This window comes from Rhodococcus sp. PSBB066, assembly GCF_017068255.1.
In the GTDB taxonomy this organism is placed as follows: domain Bacteria; phylum Actinomycetota; class Actinomycetes; order Mycobacteriales; family Mycobacteriaceae; genus Rhodococcus; species Rhodococcus aetherivorans.
The window spans coordinates 6,082,959-6,101,078 of the sequence record NZ_CP070859.1 but is presented as its reverse complement, the minus strand read 5'-3'; the positions used below and the strand labels follow the sequence as shown (position 1 = coordinate 6,101,078).

General features: G+C 65.4%; 31 protein-coding genes. 26 read left to right on the top strand and 5 right to left on the bottom strand.

The features are described from left to right. Positions 1-99: 99 nt before the first annotated feature. The 5 genes from JYA75_RS27940 to JYA75_RS27920 form a co-directional block, all read right to left on the bottom strand. Entirely contained in the window at positions 100-1,299 is a 1,200-nt protein-coding gene (locus tag JYA75_RS27940) for a site-specific integrase (RefSeq protein ID WP_168579090.1), read from the bottom strand. Positions 1,300-1,308: 9 nt separating this feature from the next. Continuing rightward, complete coding sequence (locus JYA75_RS27935; protein ID WP_239010612.1) at positions 1,309-1,641, bottom strand: hypothetical protein; 333 nt, start codon at positions 1,639-1,641, stop codon at positions 1,309-1,311. 175 nt (positions 1,642-1,816) lie between these two features. Continuing rightward, positions 1,817-2,602 carry a hypothetical protein gene (locus JYA75_RS27930; RefSeq protein ID WP_168579092.1) on the bottom strand — a complete coding sequence of 262 codons (786 nt, stop codon included), beginning with the start codon at positions 2,600-2,602 and terminating at the stop codon, positions 1,817-1,819. A 15-nt stretch (positions 2,603-2,617) separates the two neighbouring features. Next, positions 2,618-3,376: a hypothetical protein gene (locus tag JYA75_RS27925; protein WP_203329562.1), complete on the bottom strand. Its 759-nt coding sequence runs from the start codon at positions 3,374-3,376 to the stop codon at positions 2,618-2,620. Next, complete coding sequence (locus JYA75_RS27920; protein WP_168579094.1) at positions 3,373-4,125, bottom strand: helix-turn-helix domain-containing protein; 753 nt, start codon at positions 4,123-4,125, stop codon at positions 3,373-3,375. The genes JYA75_RS27925 and JYA75_RS27920 overlap by 4 nt, the downstream gene beginning before the upstream one ends. A gap of 224 nt (positions 4,126-4,349) precedes the next feature. Between JYA75_RS27920 and JYA75_RS27915 the strand changes: the two genes are divergently transcribed. From JYA75_RS27915 to JYA75_RS27795, 26 genes are all read left to right on the top strand, one after another. Continuing rightward, complete coding sequence (locus tag JYA75_RS27915) at positions 4,350-4,616, top strand: XRE family transcriptional regulator (RefSeq protein ID WP_203329561.1); 267 nt, start codon at positions 4,350-4,352, stop codon at positions 4,614-4,616. A 54-nt stretch (positions 4,617-4,670) separates the two neighbouring features. After that, complete coding sequence (locus JYA75_RS27910) at positions 4,671-5,528, top strand: phage antirepressor KilAC domain-containing protein (RefSeq protein ID WP_168580514.1); 858 nt, start codon at positions 4,671-4,673, stop codon at positions 5,526-5,528. Further along, entirely contained in the window at positions 5,525-5,719 is a 195-nt protein-coding gene (locus JYA75_RS27905; protein ID WP_168579096.1) for a helix-turn-helix domain-containing protein, read from the top strand. Before JYA75_RS27910 ends, JYA75_RS27905 begins: the two co-directional genes overlap by 4 nt. Next, entirely contained in the window at positions 5,716-5,898 is a 183-nt protein-coding gene (locus tag JYA75_RS27900; protein WP_168579097.1) for a hypothetical protein, read from the top strand. The genes JYA75_RS27905 and JYA75_RS27900 overlap by 4 nt, the downstream gene beginning before the upstream one ends. After that, positions 5,895-6,035, top strand: coding sequence for a hypothetical protein (locus tag JYA75_RS27895; protein WP_168579098.1), 141 nt, complete (start codon positions 5,895-5,897; stop codon positions 6,033-6,035). Before JYA75_RS27900 ends, JYA75_RS27895 begins: the two co-directional genes overlap by 4 nt. Beyond that, positions 6,032-6,214 (top strand): hypothetical protein, encoded by a 183-nt coding sequence (locus JYA75_RS27890; protein ID WP_203329560.1) that lies wholly within the window; start codon positions 6,032-6,034, stop codon positions 6,212-6,214. Before JYA75_RS27895 ends, JYA75_RS27890 begins: the two co-directional genes overlap by 4 nt. 301 nt (positions 6,215-6,515) lie before the next feature. Continuing rightward, complete coding sequence (locus JYA75_RS27885) at positions 6,516-6,755, top strand: hypothetical protein (protein ID WP_168579100.1); 240 nt, start codon at positions 6,516-6,518, stop codon at positions 6,753-6,755. Continuing rightward, positions 6,752-7,480: a hypothetical protein gene (locus JYA75_RS27880; protein ID WP_168579101.1), complete on the top strand. Its 729-nt coding sequence runs from the start codon at positions 6,752-6,754 to the stop codon at positions 7,478-7,480. Before JYA75_RS27885 ends, JYA75_RS27880 begins: the two co-directional genes overlap by 4 nt. Next, positions 7,477-7,866 (top strand): hypothetical protein, encoded by a 390-nt coding sequence (locus JYA75_RS27875; RefSeq protein ID WP_168579102.1) that lies wholly within the window; start codon positions 7,477-7,479, stop codon positions 7,864-7,866. The genes JYA75_RS27880 and JYA75_RS27875 overlap by 4 nt, the downstream gene beginning before the upstream one ends. Continuing rightward, the gene (locus tag JYA75_RS27870; protein ID WP_168579103.1) at positions 7,863-8,099 is read left to right on the top strand and encodes a hypothetical protein; all 237 of its coding nucleotides are present in this window, start codon (positions 7,863-7,865) and stop codon (positions 8,097-8,099) included. Before JYA75_RS27875 ends, JYA75_RS27870 begins: the two co-directional genes overlap by 4 nt. After that, on the top strand, positions 8,096-8,263 hold the full coding sequence (locus JYA75_RS27865; RefSeq protein WP_168579104.1) for a hypothetical protein: 168 nt from the start codon (positions 8,096-8,098) through the stop codon (positions 8,261-8,263). Before JYA75_RS27870 ends, JYA75_RS27865 begins: the two co-directional genes overlap by 4 nt. A gap of 118 nt (positions 8,264-8,381) precedes the next feature. Next, positions 8,382-9,266, top strand: a complete 885-nt coding sequence (locus tag JYA75_RS27860) for a YqaJ viral recombinase family protein (protein WP_168579105.1) — start codon at positions 8,382-8,384, stop codon at positions 9,264-9,266. Continuing rightward, the gene (locus JYA75_RS27855) at positions 9,263-10,255 is read left to right on the top strand and encodes a hypothetical protein (RefSeq protein ID WP_168579106.1); all 993 of its coding nucleotides are present in this window, start codon (positions 9,263-9,265) and stop codon (positions 10,253-10,255) included. The genes JYA75_RS27860 and JYA75_RS27855 overlap by 4 nt, the downstream gene beginning before the upstream one ends. Beyond that, entirely contained in the window at positions 10,252-10,503 is a 252-nt protein-coding gene (locus JYA75_RS27850; protein ID WP_168579107.1) for a hypothetical protein, read from the top strand. Before JYA75_RS27855 ends, JYA75_RS27850 begins: the two co-directional genes overlap by 4 nt. Then, a complete protein-coding gene (locus JYA75_RS27845) occupies positions 10,500-10,643 on the top strand; it encodes a hypothetical protein (protein ID WP_168579108.1) in 144 nt (47 codons plus the stop codon). Before JYA75_RS27850 ends, JYA75_RS27845 begins: the two co-directional genes overlap by 4 nt. Continuing rightward, positions 10,640-10,951, top strand: coding sequence for a hypothetical protein (locus tag JYA75_RS27840; RefSeq protein ID WP_168579109.1), 312 nt, complete (start codon positions 10,640-10,642; stop codon positions 10,949-10,951). Before JYA75_RS27845 ends, JYA75_RS27840 begins: the two co-directional genes overlap by 4 nt. Positions 10,952-11,060: 109 nt before the next feature. Next, positions 11,061-11,630 (top strand): hypothetical protein, encoded by a 570-nt coding sequence (locus JYA75_RS27835; protein WP_239010512.1) that lies wholly within the window; start codon positions 11,061-11,063, stop codon positions 11,628-11,630. Then, on the top strand, positions 11,627-11,809 hold the full coding sequence (locus JYA75_RS27830) for a hypothetical protein (protein WP_168579110.1): 183 nt from the start codon (positions 11,627-11,629) through the stop codon (positions 11,807-11,809). Before JYA75_RS27835 ends, JYA75_RS27830 begins: the two co-directional genes overlap by 4 nt. Beyond that, entirely contained in the window at positions 11,806-12,591 is a 786-nt protein-coding gene (locus JYA75_RS27825; protein WP_168579111.1) for a hypothetical protein, read from the top strand. Before JYA75_RS27830 ends, JYA75_RS27825 begins: the two co-directional genes overlap by 4 nt. Then, positions 12,588-12,740, top strand: a complete 153-nt coding sequence (locus JYA75_RS27820; RefSeq protein ID WP_168579112.1) for a hypothetical protein — start codon at positions 12,588-12,590, stop codon at positions 12,738-12,740. Before JYA75_RS27825 ends, JYA75_RS27820 begins: the two co-directional genes overlap by 4 nt. A 163-nt stretch (positions 12,741-12,903) precedes the next feature. Beyond that, positions 12,904-13,908: a hypothetical protein gene (locus JYA75_RS27815; protein ID WP_168579113.1), complete on the top strand. Its 1,005-nt coding sequence runs from the start codon at positions 12,904-12,906 to the stop codon at positions 13,906-13,908. Then, positions 13,908-14,297 (top strand): hypothetical protein, encoded by a 390-nt coding sequence (locus JYA75_RS27810; protein ID WP_168579114.1) that lies wholly within the window; start codon positions 13,908-13,910, stop codon positions 14,295-14,297. The genes JYA75_RS27815 and JYA75_RS27810 overlap by 1 nt, the downstream gene beginning before the upstream one ends. Beyond that, complete coding sequence (locus tag JYA75_RS27805; protein WP_168579115.1) at positions 14,294-14,941, top strand: hypothetical protein; 648 nt, start codon at positions 14,294-14,296, stop codon at positions 14,939-14,941. Before JYA75_RS27810 ends, JYA75_RS27805 begins: the two co-directional genes overlap by 4 nt. Positions 14,942-15,202: 261 nt before the next feature. Further along, entirely contained in the window at positions 15,203-15,541 is a 339-nt protein-coding gene (locus tag JYA75_RS29025; protein WP_239010511.1) for a hypothetical protein, read from the top strand. Positions 15,542-16,264: 723 nt separating this feature from the next. After that, entirely contained in the window at positions 16,265-16,603 is a 339-nt protein-coding gene (locus JYA75_RS27800) for a hypothetical protein (RefSeq protein WP_168579116.1), read from the top strand. Then, on the top strand, positions 16,575-18,110 hold the full coding sequence (locus tag JYA75_RS27795) for a hypothetical protein (protein ID WP_168579117.1): 1,536 nt from the start codon (positions 16,575-16,577) through the stop codon (positions 18,108-18,110). The genes JYA75_RS27800 and JYA75_RS27795 overlap by 29 nt, the downstream gene beginning before the upstream one ends. The last annotated feature ends 10 nt before the right edge of the window (positions 18,111-18,120 follow it).

Here is an 18,120-nt window from a genome sequence, read left to right as displayed (position 1 = left end):
CGCCTTGTAAGCGAGCGGTCGTCAGTTCAATCCTGACAGGGGGCTCCACCAGAGGGGCGCTGACCAGCGGAAACGATGGTCAGCGCCCCTTCTGCCGTCTTACGAACCGGTCGAGTTGTCACGGTTTGTCACAGTGCGTTGAAGAATGCGCGCAGCGTCTGCCAACGCGTCGTTCTGCGAGTGCATGTAGGTGCGCATCGTGAAGGCCGCATCCGCGTGCCCGAGCCACGCCGAGATCACCACGATCGGCACCCCTTGCAGGTGCATCAGCGTGCCGCAGGTGTGGCGCGCATCGTGCAGCCGGATCTGCGACACGCCCGACCGTGTGCACATTTCTCGCCAGAAATCGGAGATCGTGTCCGGGTGGTAGGGGCGGCCGGCCTCGTCGCACACCACGTACGTGCCGGGCCCGTACGCCTCGCCCAGGCGGAGCCGTTCCCTCGCCTGCCGGGTGCGGGCCGCCTTCAACGCCGCGGTCAGTGCTGGGGTGAGTGGCAGCGTGCGTGCGGAGCGGGTGGACTTGGGTTCGCCCTCCGACACCTTCCCGTTCACCGACACCCGGTTGTTGGCGATCGTGATGGTGCCGGCCTCGAGGTCGAGGTGCTCCCACTTGAGGCCAGCGATCTCGCCGCGGCGCAGCCCGGACAGGGCGAGGTGCCAGGCGTGCTCGTTGCGGTCGGTCGCCGCGACCTCGAGCAGTGTGCGGACCTCGTCCTCGGTGAAGGTGCGCATCTCCTTCTTCTGCCGCGGCACCCGGTCGACCAGGGCGGCGACGTCGCGAACCAGTTGGCCCTGCTTCACGAGTCCGGACAGCACCGAGGACAGCACGTTGAGCATCGGGTTGACGGTGTTCGCGGTCCACGCCTTGCGGGGGGTGCCGTCCGACTTGATGACGGTGCCGGCGAGCAGCGCGGAGACCAGGTCGTCGATGTCACGCTTGGTCAGCTTCTGCACCGCCAGGCCGCCGTACATGTCGCGCACGGGTTGGAGGGCGTGGGTGTAGGCACCGAGGGTGGTGGGGCGGACGCGGCGGCCGGCGAGCCAGTCCGCGCACGCCTGCTCCACGGTGAGCGTCGAGCGGTGCACGTGCGTGCCGCGGGCGACGTCGTTCTGCAGCTCCGACAGTTTGTCCTTCGCGTCGTCGAGGCTGTCGAACCGTTTGCGGTACTGCTTGCGCCCACCGGTGACCGGGTCAGTGCCGATGTCGACGGTGAGCTGGTAGCGGACAACGGGTCGGCCGCGGACCTTGCGGGCGAGTTCGACCTTCTTGATCTGCGGGGGGAGTTGTTGGCGGGCCACGGGTGGCTCCTAGTTGTTCCAGGGCTGGCGGCGGGCCAGCTCGAGGTTGATATAGCCACGTTCTCGTGGTGTCAGGTGTTCGAGTCGTGTGCTGAGGGTGTCAAGATCGACGAACAGTTCGTCGGCCAGTTCGATTGGGTGTTTCGTCCACAGCAGAGCGTCGAATAGATGGGGGAGCGCGATGAGTCTCCGGGCGGCGAGGACGTCGACGATGTGTTCTTCGAGCGCGGCGAAATGCGGGTGGTCGGGGACTGGCCCACGCTCAAGGTGCTCGATCTCATGTTGGAGGGTGCATCGCCGGCCGGCCTGGTTCAGTCGGCAATCGAGGTAGATGCCGTGCACGGTGAGCAAGCCCGCCCGTGTGCCAGGGAGGGGGTACCGGCAGTTCACCTTCATATGGGGGTGGTTGCGGCTGAGATACCGCCACGGATTCCAGCGCCGACCACCGCGAAGAATGTCCGATTCCCGCATTCCCAGATTAGAACACATGTTCGATTAGATGGCGATGGACCCGTCGTCATGCCGTCCGGTGCATAATCGCCAGCAGGTTTTCTGCCGCTGTTGCTTCGTTGTCGACATCAACGATCTCGGCCACCTTGAAGATCGGTGTCAGCATCGAGTCGCCACCCATCTCTTCGACGGCCTCGCCCGAGTAAAACGCGATGAAACTCTCTGCTGCTCCTGCGGCGCTAGCAGCTGTCACTCGCGCATTGAACTCCCTGGCCACCATCTTGGAGGTATCGATGGATGTCTGGTGAAGCTGAAGGCGCTCCATGAGATGTCGCCTGCCATTGGTGTAGGCATAGTCGAACTCGACGTCGTCCGCAGCATCATCCCAGAGTGCGGGTACAACGATGTCGGCTTGCGGCTCGACTTCAGCAAGCCGGAGCGTCTGCTCGACCCGCTGCTGCAGGACGCGGGCCCTTGGCTCCACATGCCCTTCCTCGCGGTGCACAAGCTCCGCAAACAACCTTGTGGCGACATCTCGAGCGGTGCCAGCTGCACGCGTGTGGCCACCGGTGACAAGTCGAAACTCTGACGGACGGCGCCGCTGGGCCTGCAGTACCCGTTCCCACCTACCGGACAGGATCATGTCTGTGAAGTACTCGACCCATGCCTCGTACCCGTCCTTGGTGAGCCCATACTTCTTCAGGGCGCGCCCGTTGATGCGGCCGGATGACTGATCCACCGCAAACAACTTGATCGCCCACTGGTCGTCGACCGAGACCGCGACACCGATGTTTCGCGGTTCCTTTCGTCTCATGTCCGCCGTGTACTGGATCAGGTGCCACGCGGCATCCACTGCACACACCTCCTGTCACGGTTGGAACAGCGAAGGCTCGTCATCGGTACCGACATATGAGCGCAGCGGCGCGACGAACCTATCCACCAAAGTATCTATTCGCTCCTTGCGATCGCGCAGCAGCTTGCGGAGCGTGGCGCCATTCGCCTTCGGCAGCAGTCCGCGCGCGTTTGCCTCATTGAGCGCAAGGTCAATCGCGCCCATCGGGGCGTTCTTCACGCGCCAGGCCCAGAATCTCAACGCCTCAAGTGGAAGCTCTGTGCTCTGAAAGCCATGCCAGCCCAGGGTCATGTCGGTTGTCTTGGCGAAGGTATTGAATCTCCTCCCGTCCGATCCGGCTAAGGCATCATCGTGATCAATGAGCCAAATGCCGAGACTTGGGTGGAACAGAAAGTTCTCCTCATGTCGATCCTCGTTCAGCACCCAGCAGTCGAACACAAGGGCGCCTGCAATGGTCGGCGCGTGCGCCGCGACAACCTCTTGTCCGCGGGTCGGCGGGACGGTGACACCAGCATGACTGACCTGAGACGTCACCCAACACTTGCGTCCATTGGGATGCAGTGCAATCTCGCCAGGTAGGACGGGAAGGCCGATCGCTGCAGCAAGCCGGCAGCAGATGAGTTCGTTCGCGAGCAGAAATGGCAGGTCGTGGTCCTGAGCCTTGACGTGCATCTTGGCCACACCCCACCAAGAGTCATGCGCGCCTGCGTAATCATCAGTGATAGACGTGTACGACTCGATCTCGATACCCGGCTCGCGGTACCGCCGGCTCACTTCTGACCGTCCTCGGGATATACGGAGCTGGCGTCGTCGATGTCGCGGGCCGCGAGGATCTCGCGGGAATTTAGCGTATCCGGGTCGGGCATGTCCTGGTTGCTGTCCACGTATGTGGTGGACGGCTGCGTGCCCCTTACCTCATTATGGCCCACGGGCGACGGCTCGTAACCCTTCCGGGCCGCCGCATAGTCAGGGTCGGGATCGGCAACAGGAGCGAGTCCGGCCGGGTTCATGGAGGGCGATCGCCGCGAGCGACCGCCGCCAGTCGGGCCGCCGTGCTTCGTGCTGCCCTCTTTCGTCCGCGGTTCCGGGACTTCTTCGGTGCCTGAGTCATGCCGGTTCTCCTTCGGTGTCATTGCCCGGATCACGGCGAGCACGGCGTCTCGCTGTTCCTCGGTCAGGTCGTCCGCGTTGCTGGGGAGCATCGCGGCCAGTTCGGATTGCCGGCGTTCGACGGGGAGTCCGATGGATGCGGCCGCGGCCAGGACGACGGATGCGACGTCGACTTCGAGTGCATCTGCCATTGCCTGGATTGTGGCCGGCTCCGGGAACTCCTTGATCCGAACGCCAGTACCCAGCTGCTGCCAGCGCTGCGCACTGAATACATGGTCGGCGCGGTCCGCGAGGGTGCGGTACGACCAGCCGCGTTCGGCGCGTCGAGCCTGTATGAGGTCAGCGATTGTGGGCACGCTCTGAGATTGGCTGGCCGGTTCACTGCCTCGCAACAGACGCTCCTTGATAGACACCTACCGGTATTTGACACCCGCCGCGCGGATAGCCGCCTACCGATTGACGGTTGCAATCGTGCCGCATAGTCCCTGCCTGCGGAAAGTTCGCTGATTCACATCTCTTGCACCCGCCTACCGGTAGGCGCTACAGTTCTGCTCAGTACTTGACAGATAGGCGCCTACTAGGCAGGATGGAGACCACGATGGCAACCCGCTATCGCAGACGACCAAAGGGGACCTGGATGAGACTCCGCAGCGCGGCGCTCCTCCGGGCGCTGGTGGGACCCGAGAAGGACAAGGTGATGTCCGGGAGAAAGCTCGCCCGGTACGCCGACGTCCATCCGAGTTTCATCGACCACCTCCTCCATGAACGACGTCGCGGATGCGAACCGCTCACTGCGGACCGCATCGCGGAGGCCCTCGGTGTGCCGACCGAGGTTCTTTTCGAGGAGAAGATGTCAACTACTGAGCGCCCATCCGTAAAACGGAAGACGGCAGTAGCTGCATAAGAAAGGCCGCCGCCTGAGGCAACAGGCGACGGCCACGACATGAAAGGCACATCAATGTCAGAACTCAGTGTAATGGGAGGTGGATCGGCGGGGCAGTCCCCGTTCGACGCCATCCGCCAAGTTCGACCAGACGGTTCGGAGTTCTGGTCGGCTCGCGGCATCGTGCCGAACCTCGGGTACGGCGCTGACTGGCGCAACTTCGTCGCAGCGATCGATCGGGCGAAGGCGACCGCCAAGAACCAAGGGCTGGACGTCGACACACTTTTCGTTGGCGCCACCGAAAAGTCCGGCGGCCGTCCTCGCGAGGACTTTCAGCTCGCCCGCTTCGCCTGCTACCTGGTTGCGATGAACGGCGATCCGCGCAAGCCCGATGTCGCTGCCGCGCAGGCGTACTTCGCGATCCGCACCCGTGAAGCCGAGACCATGGCGCCGGCGCTCACTGGCCCCGAGCTACTCGCGCACGCAGTTCTCGAAGCGCGGCAGATGCTCGCATCGAAGGACAAGGAAATCGCTGCCCTCGACGCTCACATCGCAGAGTTGGCACCGAAGGCTGCCTACGTCGACGAGTTCGTCGCCGACGAAGACATGCTCCGGTTCGCCACCGTCGCGTCCACGCTGGGCATGCAGGAGTCGAAGCTGCGCGAGCTGCTCATCGCAAAAATGTGGATCTACTCCGAGACCTCGACCCGCTGGTCGCACTCGAAGGGCCGCAAGGTCACAGTCAATCGGTACTCGGAGTACGCCGACAAGAAGCGCTACTTCCAGCGCGTCGAGAACCATGAGGCCCCGCGATTCCGTGGCGAGGTCATGCACACCTTGAAGATCACCCCGGCTGGCGCCGAGGCGATCGCCCGACTGGTGCGGCGCGGCGGCGACAACGTGGTCGACCTCTTCGACGGCGGTGCAGCATGAGTGCCCAGATCGGACCGAAGCTGCTCCTCAACGCCGCCGAAGCGGCCGAGCTGCTCGGGGTCTCCGAAACCACCATCCGCGAAATGTGGAAACACGACGAACTCCCGTGCATCCGTATCGGCCGCGGCCGCAAGGTCACCCGCCAGTGGCTCGAGGACTACATCGCTGCACACATGGAGGTGGCATCGTGACCGCGCGTCTGGTGGCTGACCGTGTCGAGACGGTGGTCGAGGTCCTGGACTACCACGAGCACGGCAGCGAACGGTTCGCGCACGTGGTGATCGACGAGGCCTCGTACAGCGACGAACTCGGAGACGCCGAGTTTTGCGTCTCACTCGACGAACTGTCCGTGATCGGGAGTGCGTCGTGACGTTCGCACTGTGCCCGATCGTGACCATGGAGAAGATCGCCGACCACCCCGCCGCCGGCCACATGTGGTTGATGGAACTCGCCAACGGGCGCACGCAGGTGGGGTTCGGTTGCGAGATCCAGGTGTGTGCCGCATGAGCATCCGAGACGAACTCTCCAGAGTCATCGCCAGTGCACCTGCTATCGACGTCTGGTCAGCGCCCGAGCCTGACAACGTCGCCGATGCGATCCTCGTTCGCTTCGGCGTCGTCGAACTGCCGGAACCTGTGATCCCGCAAAGTGCGACCCGACCCGGCATGGCTGGCGTCGCACCCTGACGGCGACCGCAAGTACCTGGTAGCCGCCGATACGGACGTGGTTCTGGCACTAGGGGTGCGAATGACGCCCGCCGAATCCAGGGAACTCGCAGCCGCTCTGCTTGCTTCTGCCAAGTACGCGGAGACCCAGTCGTGACGGGTCCGTTCCGCGGGATCGTGTTCACCCTGCCGCCCGCGCTGCTGCTGTGGGCCCCGATCATCGCAGCCCTCGCGTTGTTCCTCGCCCTCATCCCATGACTCCGGTTGCGCCGCTGTGGGGATGGCGGCGCAACCGGCACCAACTTCTGACAAGGACCTTCGAATGAACCTTCCGATCTACGAGCAGACGCGACGCACTGTGCCGTGCGCGCTGCTGTGCGACAACACCCCGGTGCCGGCCGACGAGCTCGAGGAGCTGGACGTCGATGTGGAGCTCGACCACCTGCCCGTGTTCGTCGGCCGTCCGAACGAACTTCCGAGCGTGTGGTGGTCCATCCTCGCGATGGTCGGCCTGGTGGGGATGCTCGCGTTTATCATGTACGCCGCGGCGGTGTCCTCATGAGCATCGACTTCGTTCCCGAACTGATCGCCCGTCCCGGCACGCGCCGCGCCACCCATGCGAAGCCGACGATGACTGCGGAACGTCGCGCCATGCTTCGCCGCATCACCCGTCGGCATCTGAGCCACGCGGAACCCGCCGAGCAGTACGCCGCCCGCCAGTTCGCCGCAGCGACTCGTGACCACGAGATGACTGTCCTGCACGACGACGGGGTGTACAGGCACGTCCGGTTCGCGAAGCCCGGCACCGGAATGTGGTCGTGGACGCTCACCACGTGGCCAGGGCATCTGTGCATCGACGGCGACCTCGAGTCATTCACGTTCGCCCGCGAACACGACATGTTCGAGTTCTTCGCCTACGACGGCGCCCGGATCAATCCGCACTACTGGGCGGAGAAGATCACGAACGATGCCGCACGGCGGGGAACCCACACGTTCTCCGAATCGAAAGCCGTATCTGCGGTCGTACAGGACTTCCTCGCACAGCGGCACTACGTCGACGGCCCGGCGGCCGATGCATGGCTCGACCTGCGTAACCAGGTCATCGACGAGATCCACTCCTACGACAGCTCACTGTTCCATGAGGCCGTCAACCGCTGGAACTACGACGGTTACCACTTCACCGAAACCTACGAATGGGACGTGTCGGACTGGGATCACCACTACCTGATCGCCTGTCACGCCATCGCCTGGGGAATCGCCCGGTACCGCAAGGTGGTGCAGCCATGAGCGACAGGTGCGGAACGATGGCCGGCTACGCGGACCACCGCAAAAATGGCACGCCAACGTGCCGGGCATGCAAGGACGCCCGCAACGACTACCAGCGGCGCTACCGGATGTACGGGCCGCAGAAGCACGGCATCCACGGCACCTACGGCGGATACAAGCGGCACCTCAGGAACCGAACCCAGCCGTGCACCGAGTGCCTCGAAGCCCACAACGAATACCAGCAGCGGCGGCGCGCACTGACCGCCCGAAACGTGCTCGTCCCGACCGAGCTGCTCGTCGAGCTGTACCTCAGCTCACCGCCTGAGGTGCAGGTCAAGACCGAAGACATGTTGGGAGCCAAGCGCCTCGAGGTGCTGGTGCAGCGCGTGGACGAGGCCGCGGCATGAGCGGCTGGAACGATCCGGGCGCCGACCCGGCCGACGCATGGGCTGTGACGACACCGCCGCCGATCACCATCCACGACGACCGACTCATCTGGCGGCTGCGCACCGGAACCCGCATCCGCGAAGAGTCCGGTCGCACCTTCGCCGTCACCGTCAACGGCCACCTCATCAACACCGGCACCGGCACCTGGTGCGCCGTCGCCGACCTCGAACTCCCCGTGGAGGTACTCCCATGACCACCCACTACATCGCCCCGCCGCGAAACCTGTGGCAGTGCAACACCTGCAACGCGATCCGGTCCGCGAAATGCGCCCCCGCCTGCCTCGCTGGCGACCACTACGACCCGCGTGCGCACCGCGAGGCCGCCGCGGTCGCCGGGCCCGTCGAGGAGGCCCTGTGAGCCACCCCGGATGGGATGACACCGACCGGCCGAGGTTCCTTGAGTTCGATGCCGGCGCTTATGCCGACCGTCTCCACGAGGCGCAGGTCGACCGCGAGATGGGAGTCGATCTGTGAAGATGCCGAAGCTTGAGCCCGGATCGCCCGAATGGGTCCGCACCGTCACCGCCTCGAAGGTCCCTGCCATCCTGGGGATCTCGCGCTACCAGTCGCAGTACGCGCTGTGGCACGAGATGGCCGGACTCGTCGACGCGGCGCCGCTGGGGGAGCAGAAGCAGGACCTGTTCGACTACGGGCACGCCGCGGAGCTGGCCGCCGCCGAGTATTGGAAGTACCGCACCCCCGGCTGGCGTATCTCCACCGGCGAGGTGCAGTTCACCCTGCCCGATCTCGGGTTCCCGAACGCCGCAACCATCGATCGCCGCGCCTCCCGCGGCCGGGCCCGCCGCATCGTCGAAGTCAAGACCGCCCGCTCCCTGGAGGAATGGGGCGACGACGGAAGCGGCGAGGCCCCCGCCGACTACGCCGCCCAGGTCACGTGGCAGATGCTCGTGTCCGGGATCCACGAGGCCGACATCGTTCTGTGGCCCACGTACGGGATGCCGCGCATCTACCCGATCGAATGGGACCGCGAGTTCGCCGACGCGATCCTCGACCGTGTCCGAACATGGGTGGCGTCGCTACAGGCCAGCACCCCGCCGGAGCTGGACAACAGCATCACCACATACGAGTGCCTGCGACGTCTACACCCGGACATCGACCGGGACACCGAGGTCGAACTCGACGAGGACCTGGCCGCCGCATATCTGCGGGCTGTGGCCGATCAGAAGCTGATCGACGCCGAACTGCGTGCCGCGAAGATCCGTGTCCTCGACGCAATGGGCCGCGCCCAGTACGCCACCTGCCGCGGTCGCAAGATCGCCGACCGACGCAACGGCCGCGGCGACTCCATCAGCTTGTACGCCAACACCAAGACCGACTTCCTCGAAGGAGTAAGTGCATGACCACCAACGACATCGCGCACCTGGACGAGGGCGACACCGTTCCCTCGGGCGCAAGCTTCGCTGCGACCACCGACTCGAGCAAGGCGATCGACACCCTCATGTCGCACGCCAAGGCGATGGACATCGCGTACTCGCTCGCCGAAGGCATGTGCAAGACCGCGCTCGTGCCGAGCATCTACCGCGGTAAGCCCGCTGACGGCACGGCGGCGATCCTGTACGGCGCCGAGCTGGGCCTCAATCCGATCCAGTCCCTGCAGCAGATCTTCGTCGTGCACGGGGCGCCGGCGATCTACGCCCGGACGATGGTCGCCCTATTGAAGGTGAAGGGCTACCACATCTGGACCGAGGAGAGCACCGACGAGTCGGTGACGGTCTGCGGGCAGGCGCCCTCCGGCATCACCGAGTCCTCCACGTGGACGATGGACCGCGCCCGCAAGGCCGGATACGTGCCCGAGGTCGATGAGCGCACCGGGAAGTTCAAGACGAACGACAAGGGCAACCTCATCGGGAACGAGAAGTACCTCAAGGACCCGCAGGCAATGCTCTACGCCAAGGCCGCTTCCGAGGTTTGCCGCAAGATCGCACCGGACGTCCTCCTCGGTATCGCGCACACACGCGAGGACCTCGAGCTCGACCCGCCGGAGGAGGCGACCGTACAGCGCAGCGCCCCGAAGCAGCGCGGTGTTGCCGGCGCCCGGGCTGCCCTGGGCATCGCCTCGAAGCAGGGCGAAAAAGCGGACACCCCGCAGGCCAGCGAACCGCCCACGGCAGAGAAGACACCTCCGGCCGCTACCCCAGCGGACCTCAAACGCCTCGATGCCGCACTCACCGACGCTGGGATCCTCGACCAGGAGGAGCGCCGCACGTTCTTGTCGGCCCGCGTCGGCCACGAACTCCGGGCTGCTCGAGAGCTGACGCGCGACGAGGTGGCCTCGATCATCCGGTTCGTCAAGGAAGGCGAGCCAGCCGAGGCCGGTGAGCCAGCATGACCGGTCACGCAGAGAAGGCCACCGCCCTGCTGCAGGTTGCGCAGACACAGCTCGGGTCCGGGTCACGGTTCGAGGCGGTGTCGGCGGCGAGCGTGCACGCGCAGCTCGCCCAGGTCGAAGCCACTACCGGCCTCGCCACCGCCGTGCGCGACCTGACCGCGGCGCTCGTCGACGAGGAGAAGACCGTCGACCAGATCAGCACCGACGCCGTGGCGCGTGATGTGGCAGCGATCGGGGACCGCCCATGACCGGCCGCCAACTGGCCGTGTTCGCCCTCGCCGTCGGTGTGTCGGCGGCGGGGGTGGCGGTCGCCATCTTCCTGGCCGGCGACTCGATCGTCGGCGCCATCGAGAGGTCGTTCCCTCAGCGCTGGAAGGCCCTGCCGTGACCATCCGAACCCGCGTCCACCGCACCGAGATCCCCATCACCGACGAGACGGTGCAGACGCTCCGCGGCTATCGCCGAGCCATCGCCGTCGCCCCCAGCCGACGCGCACCCACCGAGTGCCTCGAGGTCTGGTACGAGTGCGCCGACATCGACGAGGACATGACCGTCCGATTCCACGTCCACGGCACCGGCCACCCGTTCACTCACGACCGCATCAATGCGCCCCACGTCGGCACGGTATTCACGCACGACAGCCAGCTGGTGTGGCACGTGTACGCCGAATACCCGGTATCCGAGGCCCTTCAGTGAAGCGCCTCGCCATCGCTACAGAGGCGATCGGTCTCACCGCCGCCGGCCTCCTCACTGCCGGCGCCCTGATCATCACCATCCTCACCCCCACAGGAAGGGGACTCATCCCATGAGCCTCGGACTCGAGAAGGCCCGCGCCGCGGCCGGCGGCTACGGCATCGCCGCCGCCTACGACGACATCGACACCGTCCTCGCCGAACGCGACTCCCTCCGCAAGGCCCTCGCAAAGGCCGACGCCGGCAAGGACGCCGCTACAGCCGAAGCCGAACGCCTCGCCGGGCAACTCGGCACCGAACAGTTCCGCACCAAGGGCTGGCGCGACCGGGCCCTGGTCGCCGAAGACCTGTCGCGGCAGCACGCCCAAGACCTGTCCGCCGCCCGAGCCGACGTCATGCGCCTGACCGCGCTGCTCGGACAGGGACTCGACCTGATCGACACCGCAACGAACGGACCCCTCGACACCGTCGACGAGGATCTTCTCGACGCACTGCGCACCGCCCTCACTGTCGCGCCCGGGGAACGGAACATCACAGCCGATGGAAAGTGCGGGCACAACGGCGGCCAGGGAACCGGCGCCGGCCACGTCTGCGTCTGCATCCGAGGGATGAACCATCCATTCGACTCGGAGCGACCGCACGGATGCAGCGGTGGCGCGCTGTGGGCAGACGGTGACCGATGAGAGTCACCGACGCCAACGCTGCCATCCGCATCGGCCGGTGGGCACTCGACAACCGCGAGATCCTGCCCGACCAGGTCCGCCTCGACATCGCGCATATCGCCGAACGCGGCAGCCAGAAACTCATGGCCGGCCTCCGCGACGACGAACTCGCCACCCTCCGAGGAGCACCACGCTCATGACCTGCAAGACACCAGGCTGCAGCCGCGGCGGACAAACCCGCCGCGGCATGTGTCGCGCCTGCTACGAACGCTGGCGCCTCCGCCAGCACGCATACGGACGCTTCCAGCCGCTCGTCGTCGACGCCGAACCAGCACGACGACACATCACCGCCATGCGCGACATCGGTCTCACCTGGCGCACCATCAGCAACCTCAGCGGAGTCGACCGCAAACAAGTCGCCGACATCTGCCGAGGCGCCAAGATGACCAGCCGCGATGTCGCCGACCGCATCCTCGCCACCCGCATCCCCACCGCGGCACACGAAGTCGCCCCCGACGACGGACGCGTACCCGCCATCGGCACCACCCGCCGCATCCAGGCCCTCGTCGCGAACGGCTGGACCCAGTCCTACATCGCCGAGCAGGTCGGCATCACCGTCGCCAACATGGTGCCGCTCACCTTCGGCCGGCAGCCCATGGTGCAGGCCGCCAAGGCCCGCACCGTCGCCGCGCTTTTCGACCGGCTCCAACTCGAACAGGGCCCATCTACCAGGGCCCGCAACATCGGCCGCAAGTACGGGTGGGCGTTGCCACTCGAATGGGACGACGACGCCATCGACAACCCCGACGCCACACCGATCGTGTCCCGCCGCACCAAGCGGGACGACTTCCTCGGACCCGTCATCGAACGCCGCGAGAAAGTCTTCGAGCTCACCCGCAACGGACTGTCCTCCGCGCAGATCGCCGACCAGCTCGGCGTCGACCCGCGGACGATCACCCGCGACAGGGGCGCCGCGGCATGACCGAATCCATCACCACCCGAGTGGAGCCAGCGGCCGCCATCAAGGCCGCCGAACACCCACACCAACCACCGGAGCGCCACTGCAAAGTCTGCGGCGCCCCGGCCGCCGCCGGCGCCTACTGGTGCCGTGACTGCAAGGGGCTGCTGTGAACGTCCATGACCGCGGCGATCAGACCATCCTGCGTCACGCCGGCAAGGCCGGTTACTGCGGTCGGGTTGCATATACATCAACGTTGAATCCAGCTGCACCGCAACAGGACCCGATGTGGAACACTCCCGGCGCACTCGAACCCATAGAGAGGAGGGCCGCCTGATGGCGCGGGACCACGGCCGCATCTTCACGTCGATCTGGTCCGACGAGGACTTCCGCCAACTCACCCCCGGGGCGCAGCACGTGTACCTGATGCTCACCACCTCACCGAGCCTGAGCTACTGCGGTGTCGCGGATTGGCGACCACGCAGGCTGCTCCCGCTCGCACGCGACTGGAAGCCGGACCACTTCTGGGCCTCCGTCGCAGAGCTGGTGCAGCGTCTCTACATCGTCGTCGACGAGGACACCGAAGAGGTTCTCGTCCGATCGTTCATCCGCAACGACGGGTTGATGAAGCAGCGGCATATGGGTGTGTCCATGGCCAAGGCGCATTCGGCTGTGGCGTCGAACGTGCTGCGCGGGGTGATCGTGCACGAGCTGATCCGCCTCCAGGCGGACGAGCCGGAGCTGAAGGGCTGGGGGAGTGACGCGGTCCGCCGGCTGGCCGATCAGACCCCTATCGATCCCGCCACGTACCCCCTCGGTGATGGTGCGGTTCATGCCCCGAACAAGGGTGACGTTCAACCCCCGAGCGATCCCCCTGTTCAGCCCTCGATTCATCCCCCAATTCAGTATGAATCGCGCCCCCCGAATGACCCCTCGACTCAACCCCCCTCTACTCCTTCTCCCTCTCCTTCTCCCTCTCCATCTCCAGATAGGGGTTACGTAAGTACGGAAGGAGACAGGGCGCGCATCACCGAACCCACCCCCTTCTGCTCATCTCATCCAGGCGGCACGACGGCGAACTGCCACGCCTGCGGCGAGGCACGCCGATCGCACACCGCCTGGATGGGCCAGCAGCAACGAGAAGCCGCCCTGCGCCTCTCCACCGAAGCGAGAGAACGCGCCGAGCTCCGAGCCCACGCCATCGCCGAATGCGGCATCTGCGACGACGACGGCTACGACCGAGGGCTCCCATGCGACCACGACCGAGACCGCGAGGAACGAGCCCGAAGAGGGATCGCCGCCGTCCGAGCCAAACTCCCGAAACCGAAAGGCGCCGCCTGATGGCCCGCAGTCGCGCATCCGCCCGCAAGGCCGGCACCGCGTTCGAAACCCTCATCGCCCAAGCCCTCGCACACCACCTCGACGACGACCGCATCGAACGCCGCGCCCGCAACGGCGCCAAAGACCGCGGCGACATCGCAGGCGTACGAATCAGGGGCCAGAGGCTCGTCCTCGAGCTCAAATCCCCTGGGAAGGGTCAGCGGGTGGATCTGCCCGGCTGGACGCGTGAGGCGGCGATCGAGGCCGGTAACGACGATGCCCTCTGCGGACTGGTCGTCCACAAGCGCCACGGCACCACCAACCCACTCGAGCAGTGGGTCACCGGAACTGTCGCCGACCTCATCGCACTCATCACCGGGCACCGACCACAGGAGGACCAGCAGCCGTGACCGAACTCGACCGACCAACCCGGGCACGGCTCCTCACCGCCCTCGACAACATCGCCACCTGGCTCGCCGACGAGCTCGACACCACCATCGCCAAGCTCACCGCCCAACCCGACATGGTCGGCGGCCCAAGTGCTGACACACCACTACCCATCAACGCCGACGCCTTCGACGCCGCACTCGACCTGACCGGCACCCTCGACGACTGGATCAACCAGGTGTGCCTCACACACCACCAAATCGCCTATCCCGGACGGCTACGCATCCAGCCCGCCGCGACATGGCTGTACGACCACTACCTCGACCTAGCCCGCCACGAACGTATCCAGCAGGCCGCCCGCGAGATCATCGAAGCCCACGACCGCGTCTACCACCTCGTCGAACAGAAACGTGACCCCGCATGGAAGCAAGCTGACCCAATCGCAGCAGCAGCAACAGAACTCAATCCGAGCGGACTCGAAACGCTAGGCCGCGAACTAGGCGGCGACTACTCCACCCTCACCCGAGAACGAGTCGAATCCCTACGACGGAACGGCCACATCACACCCGTCCGCGCCATCGAAGGAATCGGAAACCTCTACAACACAGGAGATGTGCTGATCGCGCATCTGACAATTCCGATGAGGAAACGGAAGCGAGCAGCGTAAACGTTCTTAACCGACCCGCTGTGATACGCTTCGCGCGAAGCCGAGTGTGACCCCCAAGGTCCCTCGGCTTTCGTCGTCGAAGGGGGACACAATGCAACTCCGAACCCACATCCGAATCCTGCTCCTCATCGCCACCCACCTCCGCCTCCGCCACTGACCCACACACGTCCACCCTCGACGCAGCCACAGGCGCTCGGGTGGACACGCCCCGCACCGTCCATTGGATGGTGGCGGTGCGGGGCCATAGACCAAGAAGGACACATGGCCACAACCACCGAACGCGGTCTCGGATGGAAGCACAGGCAACAGCGTGATCGGCTACTACGCAACCATGTCGACGGATCGCCGTGCTGGTGGTGTAACCAACCTCTACATCGCGACCCCACCCGGAACTGGGATGGCCGATCCCTTCACGCGGACCACAGCATCGCCCGATCCCGCGGCGGCACCATCGCCGACCGACTGATCCACGACACATGCAACAAATCACGGGGAGACGGCAGCCGCGACCACCTCAGGCCGGCCATCACCGGAATTGATCCCGCGTCCGCGAAATCGATCGACGACCAACTAGGCATCCGCCTACTTCCCTGGCCATAACAGACCACAACAACCCGCGCACAAAAGAACGCCCCGGTGAGGACTCCAATCCTCCCGGGGCTTTGCCGACTGTGAAGGAGTCGACGTGCAGAACGTAGCAGTACCGCAACGCGCGTGCCTCGAGTGCGGACGCAGTAAGCCACCCGGCGAGTACTACTACAACCGCAAGGCAGGTACGTACTTCAAGCACTGCAAGGACTGTGTCCGAACGGCCAACTTGAAGCGCTACCACGACCGCAACCCAGGTTCGAACACCGCACACACTCGACGTGAGACCAGCAGGCGACGGCAACTGACAACTGCACCGGACGTGACCTCAACCAACACGACAACCCGCGGACTAGGTTGGCAGCACCAACTGCAACGCGCCCGGCTTATCGCCCAGCACATCGACGGATCTCCCTGCTACTGGTGTGGCCGCGGCACCTTCCTCAGCGCCGACCAGAACTGGGACGGGAACGGGCTGGAAGCCGACCACAGCATCCCTCGCTCCGCTGGAGGGACCATCGCCGATCGACTGATGCACAGAACGTGCAATCGAGCCCGTGGCGACGGCGATCGCGACCATCTCAGGCCCGCTCTGAGCATGCCCGCGCACGCCTGACGGACAATCCCCACCCGACCCGAAAATTATCGAGGGGGTGGGGGGGTCCGTGACTGGCCGCCTCAGTCTCGAACTTTTTTACGGACCGGAATTTTCTACGGGATCGGGGAGGTGATCGCGTGCCAGATCTGGACAGTCTTGCGTCGGCCGGCCGTCGCCTCTACGCCGAGCTGCACGACGACGCCGATCCCTACTCGCTGACGGCGCTGATCGTCGAAGCTGCCCGCATCAAGGACCGTCTCGACCAGTTCGACCGAGTTCTCTGCGGCGACGTCGATTGCTGGGTGAGCCTCGTCGACGCGCGCGGGGCGGACGGCATCCTCGAGATCCGCGTGGATGGCGCACTGCAGGAGTCGAGGCAGCAGGCCAACGCCCTTCGGCAACTGCTCGCCGAGATCCGCCGACAGAAGGACTCCGAGCCTGCCGGTGATGACGATGACGGCCTCGCTGATCTGTGACGATTTCCCCACCCTGACCGGCCGGCAAGAACCGCACAACCTGTCTGTCTCTGACGGTGACATCACGCACGGCGAGAAGGCCGTCGAGCTCGGTCGGCGCGCCGGGTCGATCGCGATGCCGTGGCAGGTCAAGGCGCAGCATGCGATCCTGTCGACCACCCAGTTTGGGCGGTGGGTGCACTCGACGTGCTGTCTGATCGTCCCGAGGCAGAACGGCAAGTCTGAGATCCTCATCCAGCGATGCCTGTACGGGCTGTTCAAGCTGGACGAGACCATCATCTACACCGCGCAACGGTGGAAGACCGCCCGCGACGGGTGGAAGCGGATGATGGCGCTCATCAAGAGCCGACCATGGCTGCGGAAGCGCGTCGTTCGAGCTACGTGCTCGCAGGGTGAGGGCATCATCGAGCTGACATCAGGCGCGACGATCTCGTTCGGCACCCGATCGAACGACACTGGCCGCGGCCTGACCGACGTCGACCTGGTCATCTACGACGAGGCATACAACCTGACGCCGGGCGAGATCTCCGCGATGTCGTTCGTGCAGATGGCCGCGAAGAACCCCCAGCGGATCTACGCCTCGTCTGCAGTGAATCAGGATGAGCACCCCAACGGCGAGGTGCTCGCGTCGGTCCGCCAGCGTGGACTGAAACAAGAGCCGGGCCTGTATTTCGCCGAGTACATGGCGGCTGAGGGAATGCCGCGAGACTCGGAAGAAACATGGCGCTACGCGAACCCGTCGTACGGGGTCATTCAGACTGACGAGAAGATCCTCGACATCATGAAGAACCTCGCGACCCCGGCGGGACGCAAGGGGTTCGACGTCGAAGCGCTCGGCCGCGGCGATTGGCCGGCCACCGACGACAAGGCGGAGACCTGGCAAATCGTCGCCGAAGACCACTGGTCTGGGTTGCTCGACTACGCGCCGGATCTGATCGGAACGACCGGGATCGGTGTCGCGCGTGTCGGAAGCCAGTGGGCAATCGCGGCGGCCCGGCGCACCGTCGACGAGCGGATCCACGTCGAGGTCGGGTACCTGCCGATTGCACCGAACCCGGAGATCGTCGCGCTTCTCGCTCGCGTTGATGACGCGATCGAGCCCTGTGCGATCGCCACGGACAGTCGCTCGCCGGCCGCCGTGATCGAGCCGCTGATGAAGACTGCCGGAATCGAGCTGATCAAGTCAACGACTAATCAGGCCGCACTCATGTGTGCCGGGTTCGTCGACGACGTCGAGGACGGGCTGATCTGCCACACCGGGCAGCCATCCCTACGGCACGCACTCGAACACGCCATGAAGCGTGAACTGCCACGAAAAGACTGGGTCATCGACTCGAACGGTGATCCGGGCGTCGCGTCGCTGCAGGCCGTCGTCTTGGCGCGGTGGGCGCTACTCACATTCGAGTCCCGCGTCGTCGGTCCGGCGGCCGCGCCCGCGTTCGAACGTGCCACCGGTACCGAGGGCGGCTACGTCGATTCGTTCGACGCGATGACCGTCGCGTTCTGAGGAAGGAGGT

Excerpts from the sequence above, each read along its gene's own strand:
- JYA75_RS27915 (WP_203329561.1), top strand. The coding sequence starts at position 4,350 with ATGAGACTCCGCAGCGCGGCGCTCCTCCGGGCGCTGGTGGGACCCGAG.
- JYA75_RS27910 (WP_168580514.1), top strand. The coding sequence starts at position 4,671 with ATGTCAGAACTCAGTGTAATGGGAGGTGGATCGGCGGGGCAGTCCCCG.
- JYA75_RS27905 (WP_168579096.1), top strand. The coding sequence starts at position 5,525 with ATGAGTGCCCAGATCGGACCGAAGCTGCTCCTCAACGCCGCCGAAGCG.
- JYA75_RS27890 (WP_203329560.1), top strand. The coding sequence starts at position 6,032 with ATGAGCATCCGAGACGAACTCTCCAGAGTCATCGCCAGTGCACCTGCT.
- JYA75_RS27885 (WP_168579100.1), top strand. The coding sequence starts at position 6,516 with ATGAACCTTCCGATCTACGAGCAGACGCGACGCACTGTGCCGTGCGCG.
- JYA75_RS27880 (WP_168579101.1), top strand. The coding sequence starts at position 6,752 with ATGAGCATCGACTTCGTTCCCGAACTGATCGCCCGTCCCGGCACGCGC.
- JYA75_RS27875 (WP_168579102.1), top strand. The coding sequence starts at position 7,477 with ATGAGCGACAGGTGCGGAACGATGGCCGGCTACGCGGACCACCGCAAA.
- JYA75_RS27870 (WP_168579103.1), top strand. The coding sequence starts at position 7,863 with ATGAGCGGCTGGAACGATCCGGGCGCCGACCCGGCCGACGCATGGGCT.
- JYA75_RS27865 (WP_168579104.1), top strand. The coding sequence starts at position 8,096 with ATGACCACCCACTACATCGCCCCGCCGCGAAACCTGTGGCAGTGCAAC.
- JYA75_RS27860 (WP_168579105.1), top strand. The coding sequence starts at position 8,382 with ATGCCGAAGCTTGAGCCCGGATCGCCCGAATGGGTCCGCACCGTCACC.
- JYA75_RS27855 (WP_168579106.1), top strand. The coding sequence starts at position 9,263 with ATGACCACCAACGACATCGCGCACCTGGACGAGGGCGACACCGTTCCC.
- JYA75_RS27850 (WP_168579107.1), top strand. The coding sequence starts at position 10,252 with ATGACCGGTCACGCAGAGAAGGCCACCGCCCTGCTGCAGGTTGCGCAG.
- JYA75_RS27845 (WP_168579108.1), top strand. The coding sequence starts at position 10,500 with ATGACCGGCCGCCAACTGGCCGTGTTCGCCCTCGCCGTCGGTGTGTCG.
- JYA75_RS27835 (WP_239010512.1), top strand. The coding sequence starts at position 11,061 with ATGAGCCTCGGACTCGAGAAGGCCCGCGCCGCGGCCGGCGGCTACGGC.
- JYA75_RS27830 (WP_168579110.1), top strand. The coding sequence starts at position 11,627 with ATGAGAGTCACCGACGCCAACGCTGCCATCCGCATCGGCCGGTGGGCA.
- JYA75_RS27825 (WP_168579111.1), top strand. The coding sequence starts at position 11,806 with ATGACCTGCAAGACACCAGGCTGCAGCCGCGGCGGACAAACCCGCCGC.
- JYA75_RS27820 (WP_168579112.1), top strand. The coding sequence starts at position 12,588 with ATGACCGAATCCATCACCACCCGAGTGGAGCCAGCGGCCGCCATCAAG.
- JYA75_RS27815 (WP_168579113.1), top strand. The coding sequence starts at position 12,904 with ATGGCGCGGGACCACGGCCGCATCTTCACGTCGATCTGGTCCGACGAG.
- JYA75_RS27810 (WP_168579114.1), top strand. The coding sequence starts at position 13,908 with ATGGCCCGCAGTCGCGCATCCGCCCGCAAGGCCGGCACCGCGTTCGAA.
- JYA75_RS29025 (WP_239010511.1), top strand. The coding sequence starts at position 15,203 with ATGGCCACAACCACCGAACGCGGTCTCGGATGGAAGCACAGGCAACAG.
- JYA75_RS27795 (WP_168579117.1), top strand. The coding sequence starts at position 16,575 with ATGACGATGACGGCCTCGCTGATCTGTGACGATTTCCCCACCCTGACC.